The 14,663-nt window shown below is 41.0% G+C and carries 11 protein-coding genes; 7 read left to right on the top strand and 4 right to left on the bottom strand.

Annotation, left to right across the window (positions count from 1 at the left end; all coding sequences use genetic code 11):
- Nucleotides 1–180: 180 nt before the first annotated feature.
- Together KTO63_RS11380 and KTO63_RS11375 are read left to right on the top strand one after the other, a co-directional pair.
- Nucleotides 181–1,479: a DUF1501 domain-containing protein gene (locus tag KTO63_RS11380; RefSeq protein WP_217791409.1), complete on the top strand. Its 1,299-nt coding sequence runs from the start codon at nucleotides 181–183 to the stop codon at nucleotides 1,477–1,479.
- Between the two features lie 719 nt (nucleotides 1,480–2,198).
- Nucleotides 2,199–2,738, top strand: a complete 540-nt coding sequence (locus KTO63_RS11375; RefSeq protein WP_217791408.1) for a YceI family protein — start codon at nucleotides 2,199–2,201, stop codon at nucleotides 2,736–2,738.
- 82 nt (nucleotides 2,739–2,820) lie between these two features.
- Here the strand turns inward: KTO63_RS11375 and KTO63_RS11370 are convergent, their stop codons facing one another.
- Together KTO63_RS11370 and fabG are read right to left on the bottom strand one after the other, a co-directional pair.
- A complete protein-coding gene (locus tag KTO63_RS11370; RefSeq protein WP_217791407.1) occupies nucleotides 2,821–3,273 on the bottom strand; it encodes a hypothetical protein in 453 nt (150 codons plus the stop codon).
- A gap of 470 nt (nucleotides 3,274–3,743) precedes the next feature.
- Nucleotides 3,744–4,499: a 3-oxoacyl-[acyl-carrier-protein] reductase gene (gene fabG / locus KTO63_RS11365; protein WP_217791406.1), complete on the bottom strand. Its 756-nt coding sequence runs from the start codon at nucleotides 4,497–4,499 to the stop codon at nucleotides 3,744–3,746.
- Nucleotides 4,500–4,954: 455 nt separating this feature from the next.
- On the opposite strand from fabG, the gene KTO63_RS11360 reads away from it, so the two are divergent.
- From KTO63_RS11360 to KTO63_RS11350, 3 genes are all read left to right on the top strand, one after another.
- On the top strand, nucleotides 4,955–6,847 hold the full coding sequence (locus KTO63_RS11360; protein ID WP_217791405.1) for a BamA/TamA family outer membrane protein: 1,893 nt from the start codon (nucleotides 4,955–4,957) through the stop codon (nucleotides 6,845–6,847).
- 305 nt (nucleotides 6,848–7,152) lie between these two features.
- A complete protein-coding gene (locus KTO63_RS11355) occupies nucleotides 7,153–7,806 on the top strand; it encodes a DUF5606 family protein (protein WP_217791404.1) in 654 nt (217 codons plus the stop codon).
- A gap of 125 nt (nucleotides 7,807–7,931) precedes the next feature.
- The gene (locus KTO63_RS11350; RefSeq protein WP_217791403.1) at nucleotides 7,932–9,656 is read left to right on the top strand and encodes a M3 family oligoendopeptidase; all 1,725 of its coding nucleotides are present in this window, start codon (nucleotides 7,932–7,934) and stop codon (nucleotides 9,654–9,656) included.
- A gap of 335 nt (nucleotides 9,657–9,991) precedes the next feature.
- Here the strand turns inward: KTO63_RS11350 and KTO63_RS11345 are convergent, their stop codons facing one another.
- Nucleotides 9,992–10,570 carry an adenylate kinase gene (locus tag KTO63_RS11345; RefSeq protein ID WP_217791402.1) on the bottom strand — a complete coding sequence of 193 codons (579 nt, stop codon included), beginning with the start codon at nucleotides 10,568–10,570 and terminating at the stop codon, nucleotides 9,992–9,994.
- A 343-nt stretch (nucleotides 10,571–10,913) separates the two neighbouring features.
- Between KTO63_RS11345 and msrB the strand changes: the two genes are divergently transcribed.
- Together msrB and KTO63_RS11335 are read left to right on the top strand one after the other, a co-directional pair.
- Nucleotides 10,914–11,390 (top strand): peptide-methionine (R)-S-oxide reductase MsrB, encoded by a 477-nt coding sequence (msrB, locus tag KTO63_RS11340; RefSeq protein WP_317195758.1) that lies wholly within the window; start codon nucleotides 10,914–10,916, stop codon nucleotides 11,388–11,390.
- 150 nt (nucleotides 11,391–11,540) lie between these two features.
- On the top strand, nucleotides 11,541–12,866 hold the full coding sequence (locus KTO63_RS11335) for a polysaccharide deacetylase family protein (protein ID WP_217791400.1): 1,326 nt from the start codon (nucleotides 11,541–11,543) through the stop codon (nucleotides 12,864–12,866).
- A gap of 98 nt (nucleotides 12,867–12,964) precedes the next feature.
- On the opposite strand, the gene purH is transcribed toward KTO63_RS11335, so the two are convergent.
- Nucleotides 12,965–14,476: a bifunctional phosphoribosylaminoimidazolecarboxamide formyltransferase/IMP cyclohydrolase gene (gene purH, locus KTO63_RS11330; protein WP_217791399.1), complete on the bottom strand. Its 1,512-nt coding sequence runs from the start codon at nucleotides 14,474–14,476 to the stop codon at nucleotides 12,965–12,967.
- Nucleotides 14,477–14,663 lie beyond the last annotated feature (187 nt).

The following is a 14,663-nucleotide window of genomic DNA, read 5'->3' as shown; positions in this document are numbered from 1 at the left end:
AGCCGAATTAAGAATTAAGAATTAGGAATTAAGAATGCTTTCTGTGATAGTGAGTAAGATAAGCGTTGCGTGGCTTCTGTGTAGAAGGTTTGTTTGATGCCTCTGCGCATTACCTCGCAATGACGTGCAGCATCGAAAATTGTTAAACCAAATCAACCTGTGACCAAAAAACGACACCAAATGAAAAGAAGAACATTTTTTAAATATACCGTTCCTTCAATCGTAGCACCGGTTTTTATCGGCGGCTTCAACCTGCGGGCATTTGCCGCGAGCCCGCTGGTGCAGGCTTACAGCAATTCATCTACCGAAGGAAATGTTTTGGTATTGATCCAGCTCGCAGGTGGCAATGACGGTTTGAATATGGTTATTCCTGTTGATTATTACAGCCAGTACTTCAACGCCAGAAAAAACATAGCGATTGAGGAAAATAAGATTCTTCGTTTGTCCGGCAACGATACCACGGGTTTGCACCCTTCGATGACCGGCATTCAAAATTTGTACAATGACGGCAAAATATCTTTGGTGCAGGGCGTGAGTTATCCGGCGCCAAACTTTTCTCATTTCAAGGCAACAGATATTTGGCTAACGGGTGAGGATTCAAGCGAGAACATTACAACGGGTTGGCTCGGCCGGTATCTTGAGAAGCAATATCCCGGCTACCCGGAGCATTATCCCAACCCGCAAATGCCCGATCCATTTGCCATTCAGATTGGCTCGGTAGTTTCTCCGGCTCTGCAGGGCCATTCTTATCCAATGGGCATGGCCATCAGCAATCCTGAAAGTTTTTATAAAATGCTCGAAGACCACCAGGATGGCAATGACGACCATTTTAATAGCGACAGAGTTGCCGATCAGCTTTCTTATTTGCGACAACTTTCCGAAAAAACGGATGCCTATGCAGGTGTAATAAAACAAGCTGCAAAGAAATCAAAAACGCTTTCTGCAAAATACGAGGATAAGGGAAAAAATAATTTAAGCGAACAGCTTAAAATTGTCGCACGCCTTATCAGTGGCGGATTGCAAACGAAAGTGTATGTGGTAAATATTGGCGGCTTTGACACGCATGCCGGTCAAACTGTAAACACAGATACATCAAAAGGAAAGCACGCGCAATTGCTGGAAAATTTATCGCAATCGATAGAAGCTTTTATGGATGACCTTAAACTGATGGGCGTTGATGATCGTGTGATGGGTATGACCTTTTCTGAATTTGGGAGAAGAATAAAATCAAATGCCAGCGGGGGAACCGACCATGGCGTGGCGGCTCCGGTAATTGTTTTTGGTAAAAAAGTAAAAGGCGGCCAAATCGGCCATAGTCCTATCATTCCAGACAGTGCAACAGTGAACGACAACGTTGCAATGCAGTACGATTTTAGAAGTTTGTACGCATCCATTCTAAAGGACTGGCTGGGCGTGGATAAGGACGCGTTGTCATCGATTCTGTTGCACAATTTCGATACGTTGCCACTACTCGCATAGAGAGAGGCACACGGATGACACGGATTAGGCGGATTTACACGGATCTGTAACCGCAAAGGCCACAAAGGTTGCGCAAAGGACGCGAAGGGTTCAAACTACAACCTTAACAAAGAAACAAGATTAAACCTAAAAGATTTTATAGTTTCTCTCTTTAATTAATATCTCACAAAATTGACAGCAACTCTTCGTCTAAAGACCTTTGTTTCCTTTGCGAAGCCTTCGCGTATTCTAAATGGGCCTTGACAACCAGGAATGGAGGCGGGGACTAATACGCCAAGTAGGTATAGAACCTATGTCTTTGCAAAGTTCACCCCGTCTCCTTCCACAAATATCCGAAAGCCGGTTGGCTGCTATCCATAATTCAAAGAACGTTCTATCGAAATTAGTTTCTAGTAATTCTAGGGAAACGGATTAATATTTATCTAAAGGCTCTTTGCGGTTAAAAACAAAAATCCGTGTAAATCCGTCCAATCCGTGTCATCCGTGTGCGATCAAAATCTTGACAAATCATGAAAATCATGAGAATCTGCGTTCCTCGCTAAACCTTTTCCTTTAACTGCATGTTATAACATTGTTGTTCTTTTTTATCATATACCCAATGCCGGTTGCGATCGGCATTTTTCGTATATTTTATTGAAACTTACGTACTTGTGAAAGCCATGAAGCGGAATGAAAATTTAATGGAATAAAATACATCACAACGTTTTAAATAAACATTTATGGCAAACACAAAATTATGGAAGATCGATCCTGCCCACACTGAAGTGCAATTCAAAGTGAAGCACCTGGTTATTTCTACCGTTACAGGAACTTTTAAAGTTTTCGATGGCGAAGTACATTCAAATGGAGATGACTTTGACGGCGCGGAAACGAGCTTTAGCATCGATGCAAAAAGCATTGATACAAACACTCCCGACAGAGACAATCACTTACGCTCGGATGACTTTTTTGCAACAGAAAAACACCCGACTATTGATTTTAAGAACGGCGTGTTGCACAAAGTTTCCGATGATGAATTTACTTTGAAAGGCGACCTAACTATCAGGGGTATTTCCAAACCTGTAGAGCTGAAAGTAGAGTTTGGCGGTGTTGCCAAAGATCCATGGGGTGTTGTAAAAGCGGGCTTTGAAATTACCGGAAAAATCAACAGAAAAGACTTCCAACTTACATGGAACGCTACAACAGAAACCGGCGGTTTTTTGGTGGGCGACGATGTGAGATTGTTTGTAAATGTGCAGCTGGTGGAGGCAAATAACTGAATAACTGATTAACTGAATAACTGAGTGTCTATTTTCGATTTTGCTCTATGACTTTCAACCACTCAGTTATTCAGTCATTCAGTTATTCAGTTATTAATCGATACTCTTCCTTTCCCATTATTCCCATCTTATTTTCGGTATATTTTATTGTGTCTGGTCTTATCATCCAGATGTTGCCGCTGACTGCAACGGCAAAGGGATATTTCATGTAGTACTTTCGGGTGGCGACAGACAGCAAACTATTGTTATTGCTAGCCAGCAACATACCTGTAAGCTGCACTCCTACTACGTTTGTGCTTAACAATTTGTCCTGCCGCACTGCGCCAGCTATCAAAGAGTTTTTCAAGGCAACATTCATGTGAGTGGTTTCCTGCTTGGATTTAAAGACAATTATATTTTCCTCGGGGAGATACACATAATAGCACATTGCCGTATATGGAACATTGTTATCGCAAACGCAAAGCGTGATGACTGTTTGCGATTGTATAAATGTTAGTACTTTCTTGCTAAGAATTGAACCAGGTGTTATGGTCATGTAGATCGGGTGTTTGTTCACTTAAATGAACCCGAAAAGTAGGATGGATTAATTTCTGAAGAGCTGATGAGAAACAATGGGGGTGTTAACTGGCGTCATAAAAATTAAGAATTAAATGTCGCGTAGTTAAGCGATTTTTTTTCGAACGGAATGAAGGTTGTGATCTGTCGGAAAAGATCGCTTGTCATCCCGACGAAGGAGGGATCTGCGTGATTGTCTCCGCATAGCGTTCGTTAATGTTAGACCCAGATCCCTCCTTCGTCGGCATGACAAGCGAGATGCTTTTAATTTTTTGAACAGCCCTCCTGTCGTGGTTCGTGTCCTCACGAACCACTGAATCTCCGAGGTTGTTATTTCGGTTCGTGGGACACGAACCGAGGCTCTGACAGCAACACCATTAACGGTCACCAATAAAAAAAGGGTAAGCCAAAGCCTACCCTTCAATTATTCAGTTATCAGTTATTCGGTTATTAGATATTCAAACCGCCGCAAACGCTAATCACTTGCCCTGTAACGTAGCTGCTCATTTTGCTGGCAAGGAATAAAGTCACGTCTGCAATTTCTTCAGTAGAACCAAAGCGGTTCAACGGAATATCTTTCAAATATTGGTCAGCACCCGCACCGTCTTTCAGGTAGTGCGTCATGTCTGTTTCTACAAAGCCTGGTGCGATTGCGTTGCAACGGATGTTGCGGCTTCCCAGTTCAAGTGCAATTGATTTTGTGAATCCAATGATGCCTGCCTTGCTGGCTGAATAGCTTGACTGGCCTGCGTTTCCGCGAACACCCACGATGGAGCTCATATTGATAATGCTGCCGCTTTTTGCCTTCATCATTGGGCGGATAACCTGCTTTGTCATATTGTAAATGCTTTTCAGGTTCACATCCATTGTTTCATCCCATTGCTCTTCAGTAAGGCGCAGCAATAAATTGTCTTTTGAAATACCGGCGTTGTTCACGCACACATCTAAGGCACCAAATTCTTTTACTACATCGTTAACAAATGTTTCGCAGTCGTTAAAAATAGCAGCATTGCTTCTGTAAGCTTTGGCTTTTACTCCTAAGGCAGTAAGTTTTTCTTCAAGAGCCTGGGCTTTTGGGGCGCTACCTTCACTCACATAGGTAAATGCAATATTTGCTCCGTGTTCTGCAAGTTTTAAAGCGATACCTTCACCAATTCCTCTTGCAGCACCAGTTACAATAACTACTTTGTTTTCCAACAATTTCATCTGTATATTTTTTATTTTATTTTGGCCAGATGGGATTCGCCCCGCGCCGTTGGCAGGCGGAGCTCATTTCATCTCTAAATTTTTATTGTTTTGGTATGATGCAACCAACTTGTAAAGTCTTGCGTTTAAATGCAACGTTTCACAATGAGAATTACATCAAATGAATTTTATGTGATGCGCAAATGTAATTCAATTAGACACTAGTGTAGCAATTTGCAATTTGTAACCTTGTTTTTTGTCGCTTTTTGCCCGCTGGAACAAATTTTTATACAGTAAAAACATACAAATTTTCTTAACTTAACAAACTATAAACCATATGTCAGAACCTTTACACTTCGCCCTTGTACCTTCAGGCAGATTAACTTTTACAACACCCTTGGCTTATAGGCAATAATAATCTACTTTCCTTTAAAAATTCAAACCAATTCCCCAATAACCGTATTACATACCCTAAGGTGAACAAGAAATGCGTACATATTGTATTGATCACAATGCTTTGGTTAATGGGGACCCGGGCAGGCGCCACTGTGCATATTAGCTCACCTTTCGATAATGATACGGTTCCCAAAAAATCTATTTTTCAGAAAATAAGGGAATATAGGGATTCCATGATGCACCGGCGCTACAGGGATTCTGTGCTGGGTAAAATAGCAAAGGTAGACGCACCCGAACCGAAGGAAGACAGCACGATGGTGAAAAGTGAACGAAAGTTTTTGCCTACTTCTGGCAAAAGAATACAGAATATCTATTTCAAAAGAATTGCCGTATTTGGACCGCGTGATATTAATGATACGACTTTTGCTAGCCGTAATAAACTTATCAGGGTTGCCAACAGCCTGCATTACGATTCGCGCCAGTGGGTCATCCGGCAAACGCTTTTCTTCAAGGAGAACGACACAATCAATGCATATACGCTGGCCGATAACGAGCGCTATATACGTACATTACCGTTTATACAGGATGCCCGCGTGTACGTGATCAACGAAGATGACGATGACAATACCGCGGATGTATTGATCGTAACCAAGGATGTATTTGAATATGGTATAGACCTTTCTAATTTCAGCCCGCCAAACACCATCGCGGCCGCCGTATACAGCAATGATCTTTTTGGTGCGGGACAGGGTCTTAGACTCGGCTTCCGGTGGGACAATGCCTACACGCCGCCTTTTAACTCCGAGGTTCGCTATACCAAGTATAATCTCGCCCGCTCCTTCGCCAATTTTACTGTGGGTTATACAACGCTAAATAACAATAATCCGCTGGACACAGGCGTATACGAAAACTCGTATTTCGTGAGCATAACGCGACCGCTTTACCGGCAGTCGGCGCGGTTCATTGGCGGTCTTACCCTGGCAGACAACCACTCCATGAATATTCACGATTATCCGGACAGCATGTACAGAAGCTACTCTTACCGGCTACTGGATATATGGGCCGGTTATAATTTTAGAAATTCTTTTCGCAAAAACGGATCTCTGAACAAAAAACCAAACCTGGCCTTACTGGTGCGGCGATACAGCGCCTATTTTATAGATCGCCCCAAACAACCGGAGTTGGCGCTGGACCCAACCTATAACACGCGGCAATATTACCTTGGGCAATTTGTAATTTTTAAGCAACAATATTTTAAGGGTAAGTATTACAACGGCTTTGGCAGAACGGAGGATATTCCGCAGGGATATACCATTACGGCTACTATGGGTAGCGAGAAATGGATCAGCCGCTACAGATGGTACAGCGATGTGAGCGTTCAAAGCTGGCAGAGAACCCATCGTGACGGATTGTTGAACACCGGTATCGGCATTGGATCTTTCTGGCAAAAAACCACTTCGGAGGATGCGGTTATACATGCTTTTGCCAATTATTACAGCAAACTTTTTTACTGGAAAAAACAACGCATCAGGCAAATGACGTTTTTTGATTTCCTCATTTGTCCCAACAACTATTTCTATAAACCGTTGAACATTAACTGGGAACAGGGAATATGGGGGTTTAAGAGGACCACCCTTAATGGCTACCAGCGACTTAACATGCGTTCTGAAACCGTTTACTACAGTCCGTTGAAAATTTATGGCTTCAAGTTTAACTTCTTCGCCAGCGCTCAATTGTCGCTGTTAGCCGGCAATAAAGAATCTATTTTTCAGAGCCCGGTATACACGGGGCTGGGGCTTGGAGCAAGGATCAGGAACGAAAACCTGAGTATCAACACGCTGAAACTGGGAGCATATTACTATCCGGTTCGTCCCGCGGGTGTAGGCAGTTTCTTTTTTGAGGCTACAACGGTGTCTGACCTGCGCTTTGACGTGTTTCCGCTTAAGATGCCGACGTTTTTACAATTCAGGTAGAAGTGAGCACACGGATGACACAGATTAGACGGATTTACACAGATTTTTTTCTTAACCGCAAAGAACCTAAGGTTGCGCAAAGGAAGCGAAGTATTTAGGACTAAGTTGGTGTTTAATACTTTGACGTAAAAAAATCACACTGCCAAGACGAGTCGGCGGCACTAGCCGAGTTCAAAATCCGTGTTAATCCGTCCAATCCGTGTCATCTGTGTGCCAATTTCCTTCCTTCTTCATAATAATGGTGTGCTTCGAAGGCGTATTTAGTTTTTTCTGTTATCTTGCAGTCCCTTTTTAAAAATGTGATTATGGAATATAACAGAATCATGGCCGTAACCGGATTGCCGGGATTGTTTGAGTTATTAAGCAGTAAAGCTGACGGAGCGATCGTTCGTTCTTTGGAAGATAAAAGCACAAAATTTGTTTCCAGCCGCGTGCATAACTTTTCGCACCTGGAAAGCATTGAAGTATATACTGTCCGCGAAAACGTAAATCTCGTGGATGTGTTTACAGCTATGCAAAGCATTGGCGGCGCTCTTCCTTCTGAAAAAGATGCAAACGCAATAAAGGCGTATTTTCAGAAAGTATATCCTGATATGGACTTCGAAAGAGTGTATAGCAGCGATATGAAGAAAATGATCAAATGGTATTCTATACTGAAAGATAACAACATCGAAATAAAACTTTCTGAGGCTCCTGCTGAAGAAGCGGAAGAAGTAGAAGAGCCTGTAAAGGAAGAAAAGAAAGCTAAAGCTAAAGCAGAACCTGCTGAAGCAGATGCTACAGAGGAAAAGCCTAAAAAAGCTGCTAAGCCAAAGAAATCTGCTGATGCAGAAGGCGAAGGTGCTGAAGAAAAACCTGCGAAAAAAGCAGCAGCGAAAAAAACTGCAGCGAAAGATGATGCAGAAGGTGGTGAGGAAAAACCTAAAAAAGCTGCTCGCAAAAAGAAGACAGAAGAGTAATAATTTAATGAATTATAAACAAGCTGCAAGCCTGGAGTTTTTTAACTTTAAAGCTTGTAGCTTTTTTATTTTATAATGCCGATTGGTTTATTGTTTGACTAATCGGTAAAACACATTTTAAGATTATGACCTATAGTGCAGATATAAAAAAAGTAGAACGTCACTTTTTACCAAAAGATTTTGTTGTTACAGATTGGAACAGCCTTGAGCCGTATTTTAAAAATCTACAGGAGAGAGAAATTGCTTCTGTAAAGGATCTTGAGCAATGGCTGAAGGATTCCAGCGAACTGGAAGCGATCGTAAGTGAAGATGCGTGTTGGAGGCAAATTAAAATGACCTGCGATACAGAGAATAAAGCGCTGGAAGAAGCTTTCACTTATTTCGTGATGGAAATTCAACCGAAAATTCAACCGTATGCAGATCAATTGAATCGCAAACTGATCGCTTCTCCTTTCACCAAGGACCTCGATCAGCAGAAATATTTTACCTACCTGAGAAGCGTTAAGAAAAGTATTGACCTGTTTCGCGAAGCAAATATTCCCTTGCAGGCTGAGCTGGGTGTTATGCAACAGCAATATGGCGTAATTGCAGGAAAAATGACCGTTACGGTTGATGGAAAAGAATACACTTTACAACAGGCAAACAAATTCCTCGAGAATCACGATCGCAACCTGCGTGAAGAAGTGTATAGAAAAATTCAGGAAAGAAGATTGCAGGATAAAGAGGCGTTGAATGACCTGTATACAAAGCTCGTTGAAAAAAGACAACGGGTAGCTGAGAACGCAGATTTCAAAAACTACCGGGATTATAAGTTTGTAGAGCTTGGCCGCTTTGATTACAAACCTGAAGATTGTTTTCAGTTTCACGAAGCAGTTAAGCAGCATGTGTTGCCGCTGGTGAATGAAATTTATAAAAGAAAAAAAGCGAAACTTGGCCTGGACACTCTTCGTCCGTGGGATGTGGATGCGGAGCCTGAAAATGTAGAGCCATTGCACCCGTTCAATTCCGGCGAAGAGTTGCTGGAAAAATCAATTGACTGCTTCAACTCCTTGAATCCGTTCTTTGCAGATTGTCTGAAAAAAATGAAATCAATTGGGCATCTTGACTTAGATAGCCGCAAAGGAAAAGCGCCGGGTGGTTATAACTGTCCGCTTGCAGAAAGTGGTGCGCCGTTTATTTTTATGAATGCTGCCGGGCAAATGCATGATGTGACAACGATGGTGCATGAAGGCGGTCACGCTATTCATTCATTCCTCGCACATCCACTGGAATTAAGCGCTTTCAAGGAATACCCAATGGAAATTGCAGAAGTAGCGAGTATGTCTATGGAACTGTTCAGCATGGATGAATGGGAAAGTTTTTTTGACAACAAAGAAGACTTGCAAAGGGCTAAAGAGCATCAGCTGGAAAGAGTGATCACTATATTTCCATGGATTGCCACTATTGATAAATTCCAGCATTGGGTTTATCTTAATCCTCAACATACGCTGGAAGAAAGAGCAACAAAATGGTATGAAATTTTAAACGAGTTTTCCAGCAGTGAAATGGATTTCAGTGGTCTTGAAGAGTATAGAAAATATGCATGGCAAAGACAATTGCATTTATTTGAAGTCCCATTTTACTATATCGAGTATGGCATTGCACAATTGGGTGCAATAGGTTTATGGATGCAGTACAAACAAAATAAAGAAGCAGCTCTTAGCAACTATACAAAGGCGTTAAGTTTGGGCGGAACAAAAACATTACCTGAGCTGTATGATGCAGCAGGTCTCGAGTTTAATTTGTCTCCTGCATATATTAAGAAGTTGATGGACTTTGTAAATACCGAGATTAATAAGTTATCAAAATAAAAATACTCGGTTTAGGGTATGCGATAATATTGCGATTGTTGAAAATGTATTTTATATTTGTTGACTCAAATCAACAATATATACTGAATATAAAATAGCTACTAATCAGAGCCTTAACCAAAAGTCCCTGTGTGTCTACACCGGGGCTTTGCTTTTTATACAGGTTACGTATTTGTACCTGTTTATGTTTCAAATTTTGCTACGTGTATATGCGTATATATAAAAAAACGTCCCGCAAATTGCGAGACGTTTTTCTTTTATCGATAGACATTATCGTGTTATCGATAGACGCATATTATGATCGATAGCAGACGCATTATCATGCGTCTCTACAATTATTTATTTCTTTTTTCTATCTCTCCGCTCAATGCTCCAAAGATATCATCAACTGTTCCTTCTCCTTTTACGTGCACTACTTTATCAAATTGTTTGTAGTGATCTGCAACAGCAGATGTTTTCTTGTGATATTCTGCAATGCGGTTCTTAATTATTTCTTCATTCACATCATCTGTTCTGCCGCTGGTTAATCCGCGATTCAAAAGACGTTTGATCAATTCTTCTTCGGTTACATCAAGTGCCAGCACTACGTTAATTGCAGCGCTTTTTTCTGATAATAACTTATCCAGAGCAATAGATTGTTCCTTTGTGCGGGGAAAACCATCAAATAAAAATCCTTTTGCCTGTGGATTATTTTCCAGTGCGGACCTAATCATGCCAACAACCACTTCATCAGGAACCAATTGACCCTGATCCATTAATTTTTTTGCTTCCAAACCAAGGACGGTTTGTGCAGCAATTTCACCACGAAGAAGATCACCGGTAGAAAGGTGTTTCAGTCCGAATTTCTCAATAAGCTTTTCAGATTGGGTACCTTTTCCGCTTCCGGGAGGTCCGAATAAAATTAAATTGAACATGTATTGTAATCCTTGATGAGTGAGCAAACCTATGCAAAAATGACGAATGTGCAAAGTTGAATGGCTGTGCTTAGATAATTTCTACTAAAAGTCATCCATTTAATTGATTTATTACCAAACCTTGTGTTTTTTTAGACATAACGTTACTTTTCACTATATGACACTTTATCGAATATGTTAAATCGCGAATACAAGCAATTTGGAGGAAATCCATCGCAACTTGTATTCCGTAAATTTGTTAAACAAATGAAGAACGACTATGAAATTGCTTAGCATAATTTTAGTAGCGGTTTTAATGCAGCAGTGCAGTTTTTCCCAAACAGCAAATAATAAAAACTCAACTATGGATACAACACACAAGAAAAATGAAGTTTACTCGAGAGAGAGTAAAGAAAAGGTGAACCTGAGCGATTCAGAATGGAAAAAGATCCTGCCTTCGGACGTGTATTACATTGCCCGTGAAAAGGGTACAGAAAGGCCATGGACAAGCAAATACGAGGAATCCAAGGAAGTGGGTACTTACTATTGCGCAGTATGTGGTAACCCATTATTTAAAAGTGATACCAAATTTGAAAGCGGTTGCGGCTGGCCAAGCTTTTATGAGCCTATCAGCAAAACTTCCATTATTTATACACCGGACAATACGCATGGAATGGAAAGAACAGAAGTGCAGTGCGGCAGATGTAAATCGCACCTTGGCCACGTGTTCGAAGACGGTCCTCCTCCAACAGGCTTACGCTATTGTATAAACGGAGTGGTGCTGGATTTTGAAAAAGCGAAGGATGCGGAGAAGAAGTATAATGAGAAAAAGGGAGAATAGAACCAATAACAGAATAACTGAATAATTGAATAACTGAATGTCCGATTTTCGTAGAGCAAAATAGAAAAGAAACATTCAGTTATTCAATTATTCAGTTATTCTGTTATTAAAAAACTCTAAAATCTGCTTTCTGTTTTCTATTTTCGACACATGTTGCTGTACTCGTCCAATATCACCCCGCGCCTTGAATATATTGTAAGCTTTATCAGCAGCGAATTATTGCAGGAACCTGTACAAATTACAAGCAACAGCGGTTTTTTCGCTTCGCAAAAAGTTCCAAAAATCAATTACTCCGATAGTCGAATAGGCAGCGATGAATATTACATCCGTCCCGCTAATCTTTTGTTTGAAAACGATATTTCCGCACAGGAAATTATTGTTGTACAAAACAATCACCACAAAGCTTTTTTCTGGCAGGCAGATAGCGATCATCCTTTTGATGTGCTGGCTGCGTCTTTTTATTTGTTAAGTCGCTACGAAGAATATTTGCCGCATACTTTGGATGAGTACGGACGGTTTGCTCATACCAATTCACTTGCCTTTAAGGAGGGCTTTTTGAACCAGCCTTTGGTTAACTATTGGTTGATCGATTTGAAAAAGGCATTGCAGGAAAAATTTCCGGACATTGCATGGAGGCAGCAAAAGTTCAAATACATTCCCACTTACGATATTGACATTGCCTGGAAGTACAGACACAAAGGTTTAGTAAGAACAACGGGCGCTTTGCTTAAATCAATCCTTCGCGGCAACTGGAGTCAATTTCACGAACGTGTGACGGTTTTGCAACGCAAAGAAACAGACCCTTACGATTCTTATGAATGGCTGGATGCGCTGCATCTTTACTGCAAGGTAAGACCATACTACTTTTTCCTTTTGGCAGACAGGCAAACGGGGGTTGATAAAAATATCAATCCATCCAAAAAAGCGCTGCAAAGCCTTATTCAATACCAGTCAAAGAAGGGAACGGTGGGCATACATCCGTCCTGGCAAAGCGGGGATCATCATAAACTATTAAAACAGGAAATTGGCTGGCTCGAATTCATTACAGATGACGCCGTAAAATACAGCCGCCAACATTACATAAGGTTTACGCTGCCAACAACTTTCAGAAGATTAATCGCTGCAGGAATTGAGAAGGATTTTTCTATGGGTTATGGCAGCATCAATGGTTTCCGCGCATCTATTGCTTCTTCTTTTTATTGGTACGACCTGGAAAATGAACAGACGACAAGCCTCCAGCTATTTCCTTTCTGCTACATGGAAGCGAATTGTTTGTATGAAGAAAAACTTTCTCCCACACAAGCGTTTGAGGAGTTAATGCAATATTACCGTTCCGTTAAAGAAGTGAATGGCTTAATGATCACTATCTGGCACAACACGGCCTTTGGGACAGATTCTTTTTTCAAAGGATGGAAAGAAGTGCATGAAGTGTTTATGAGGGATGTGGTGTATTGGGAGTTTGGAAGCAATGACTGAATAACTGATTAACTGAATAACTGAATGTTCGATTGTTATAAACCCAAATCGAAAATAAACATTCAGTTATTCAGTCATTCAGTTATTCAATTATTTGACTAATGCCTAAAATGCCTCATTCCTGTCATAACCATTGCAAGGTTGTGTTGCTTGCAATATTCAATAGAATCTTTATCGCGAATGGAACCGCCTGGCTGAATGAATGCTTCCATTCCTTCTTCGTGGCTCATTTGCACGCAATCATTGAATGGGAAAAACGCATCGCTCGCCAATACCGCACCTTTCAAATCGAATTTAAATTGTTTCGCTTTTTCAATCGCATGACGCAAAGCATCTACACGGCTTGTTTGTCCGCAACCTTTACCAATCAGCTGTTTGTTTTTAACCAGAGCAATAGCGTTACTCTTAAGGTGTTTACAAACAAGGTTAGCGAAAGTCAAATCGCTCTTTTCAGCTTCAGAAGATGATCTGCCGCCTACTTCTTCCCATTTTTCAAAATTGCCTTCGTCAGTTTGCTGCACCAATACACCGTTCAGTAAAGATTTGTATTGAGTCTTTACGTTCAAAGGCGCTTTGCTTTGCAAAAGAATTCTGTTCTTTTTAGATTTCAACACTTCCATCGCATCTTCGTTGAAAGCAGGAGCAATCAATACTTCGAAGAAAATTTCATTGATGGCATCTGCAGTTGCCTTGTCGATAGTGCCATTGCAAACCAACACGCCACCAAACGCACTTTCAGGATCACCTGCCAAAGCAGCATCCCATGCGTCTTTTACAGAAGGTCTTTGTGCAATACCGCAAACATTCGTATGCTTGATAATAGCGAAAGTAGTATCGGTAAATTCTTTGATCAATTGCGCCGCAGCATCGACATCAACCAGGTTATTGTAAGAAAGTTCTTTACCGTTTATTTGGTTGAAGAGCTCATCCAGCTTGCCATAGAAAACGCCTTGTTGATGCGGGTTTTCACCGTAACGCATAATTTTTGCTTCCGGAACTGATTCAAAGAAATAGTTGCCGTTAGCCGGAGTAAAATATTTAGAGATGGCTACATCGTAATGCGCACACACTTCAAATGCTTTTGCAGCAAATGCTTTACGCTGATCGATCGTAGTTTCACCTTTTTGATCTGTTATGATCTGATTCAGTAAAGCATAGTCTTGTTTAGAAGCCACTACCACAACGTCGCTGAAATTTTTCGCAGCACCACGAATCATAGATGGACCGCCGATATCAATTTTTTCGATGATCAGTTTTTCTTCGCTTGTAGAAGCAACTGTTTCCTCGAAAGGATACAAGTCAACAATCACGAGATCCAACTCAGGAATTTCATATTGTTTCATTTCCTGAACATCCTGTTCATTACCTCTTCTTCCCAGGATTCCACCAAATACTTTCGGGTGAAGCGTTTTAACACGACCGCCCAAAATGGAAGGATAAGAAGTTACATCTTCAACCGGTACGCATTTGATACCCAATTTTTCGATAAACTGTTGTGTTCCGCCTGTGCTGTAAATGGTAACGCCAAGATCGGAAAGTGTTTTAACAATTGGTTCCAGTCCGTCTTTATAAAAAACGGAGATCAATGCTGATTGAATTTTTTTGTTCATATTAATAGTACTAATTGACGGTTGTAAAGAATGTAACCGGATATGGGAATTTCTATTAAGAGGCGCAAATTTAGCACAAGAAATTAATATGACAGGCGATTTATTGACATATCGCGCTCAAATACATGGCAATCAGCATCTTATTCGCTCTAACCGCAAAGCGCGCAAAGTTGGCGCAAAGAAAACG

This window comes from Pinibacter aurantiacus (assembly GCF_019130065.1).
GTDB classification, from domain to species: domain Bacteria; phylum Bacteroidota; class Bacteroidia; order Chitinophagales; family Chitinophagaceae; genus Pinibacter; species Pinibacter aurantiacus.
The sequence above is the reverse complement of the archived record's forward strand: the minus strand, read 5'-3'. Positions and strand labels throughout refer to the sequence as shown.

What these genes read in the sequence shown, in the direction of transcription:
- KTO63_RS11380 (WP_217791409.1), top strand. Translation starts at nt 181, where the DNA reads ATGAAAAGAAGAACATTTTTTAAATATACCGTTCCTTCAATCGTAGCA.
- KTO63_RS11375 (WP_217791408.1), top strand. Translation starts at nt 2,199, where the DNA reads ATGGCAAACACAAAATTATGGAAGATCGATCCTGCCCACACTGAAGTG.
- KTO63_RS11370 (WP_217791407.1), bottom strand. Translation starts at nt 3,273, where the DNA reads ATGACCATAACACCTGGTTCAATTCTTAGCAAGAAAGTACTAACATTT.
- fabG (WP_217791406.1), bottom strand. Translation starts at nt 4,499, where the DNA reads ATGAAATTGTTGGAAAACAAAGTAGTTATTGTAACTGGTGCTGCAAGA.
- KTO63_RS11355 (WP_217791404.1), top strand. Translation starts at nt 7,153, where the DNA reads ATGGAATATAACAGAATCATGGCCGTAACCGGATTGCCGGGATTGTTT.
- KTO63_RS11350 (WP_217791403.1), top strand. Translation starts at nt 7,932, where the DNA reads ATGACCTATAGTGCAGATATAAAAAAAGTAGAACGTCACTTTTTACCA.
- KTO63_RS11345 (WP_217791402.1), bottom strand. Translation starts at nt 10,570, where the DNA reads ATGTTCAATTTAATTTTATTCGGACCTCCCGGAAGCGGAAAAGGTACC.
- msrB (WP_317195758.1), top strand. Translation starts at nt 10,914, where the DNA reads ATGGATACAACACACAAGAAAAATGAAGTTTACTCGAGAGAGAGTAAA.
- KTO63_RS11335 (WP_217791400.1), top strand. Translation starts at nt 11,541, where the DNA reads ATGTTGCTGTACTCGTCCAATATCACCCCGCGCCTTGAATATATTGTA.
- purH (WP_217791399.1), bottom strand. Translation starts at nt 14,476, where the DNA reads ATGAACAAAAAAATTCAATCAGCATTGATCTCCGTTTTTTATAAAGAC.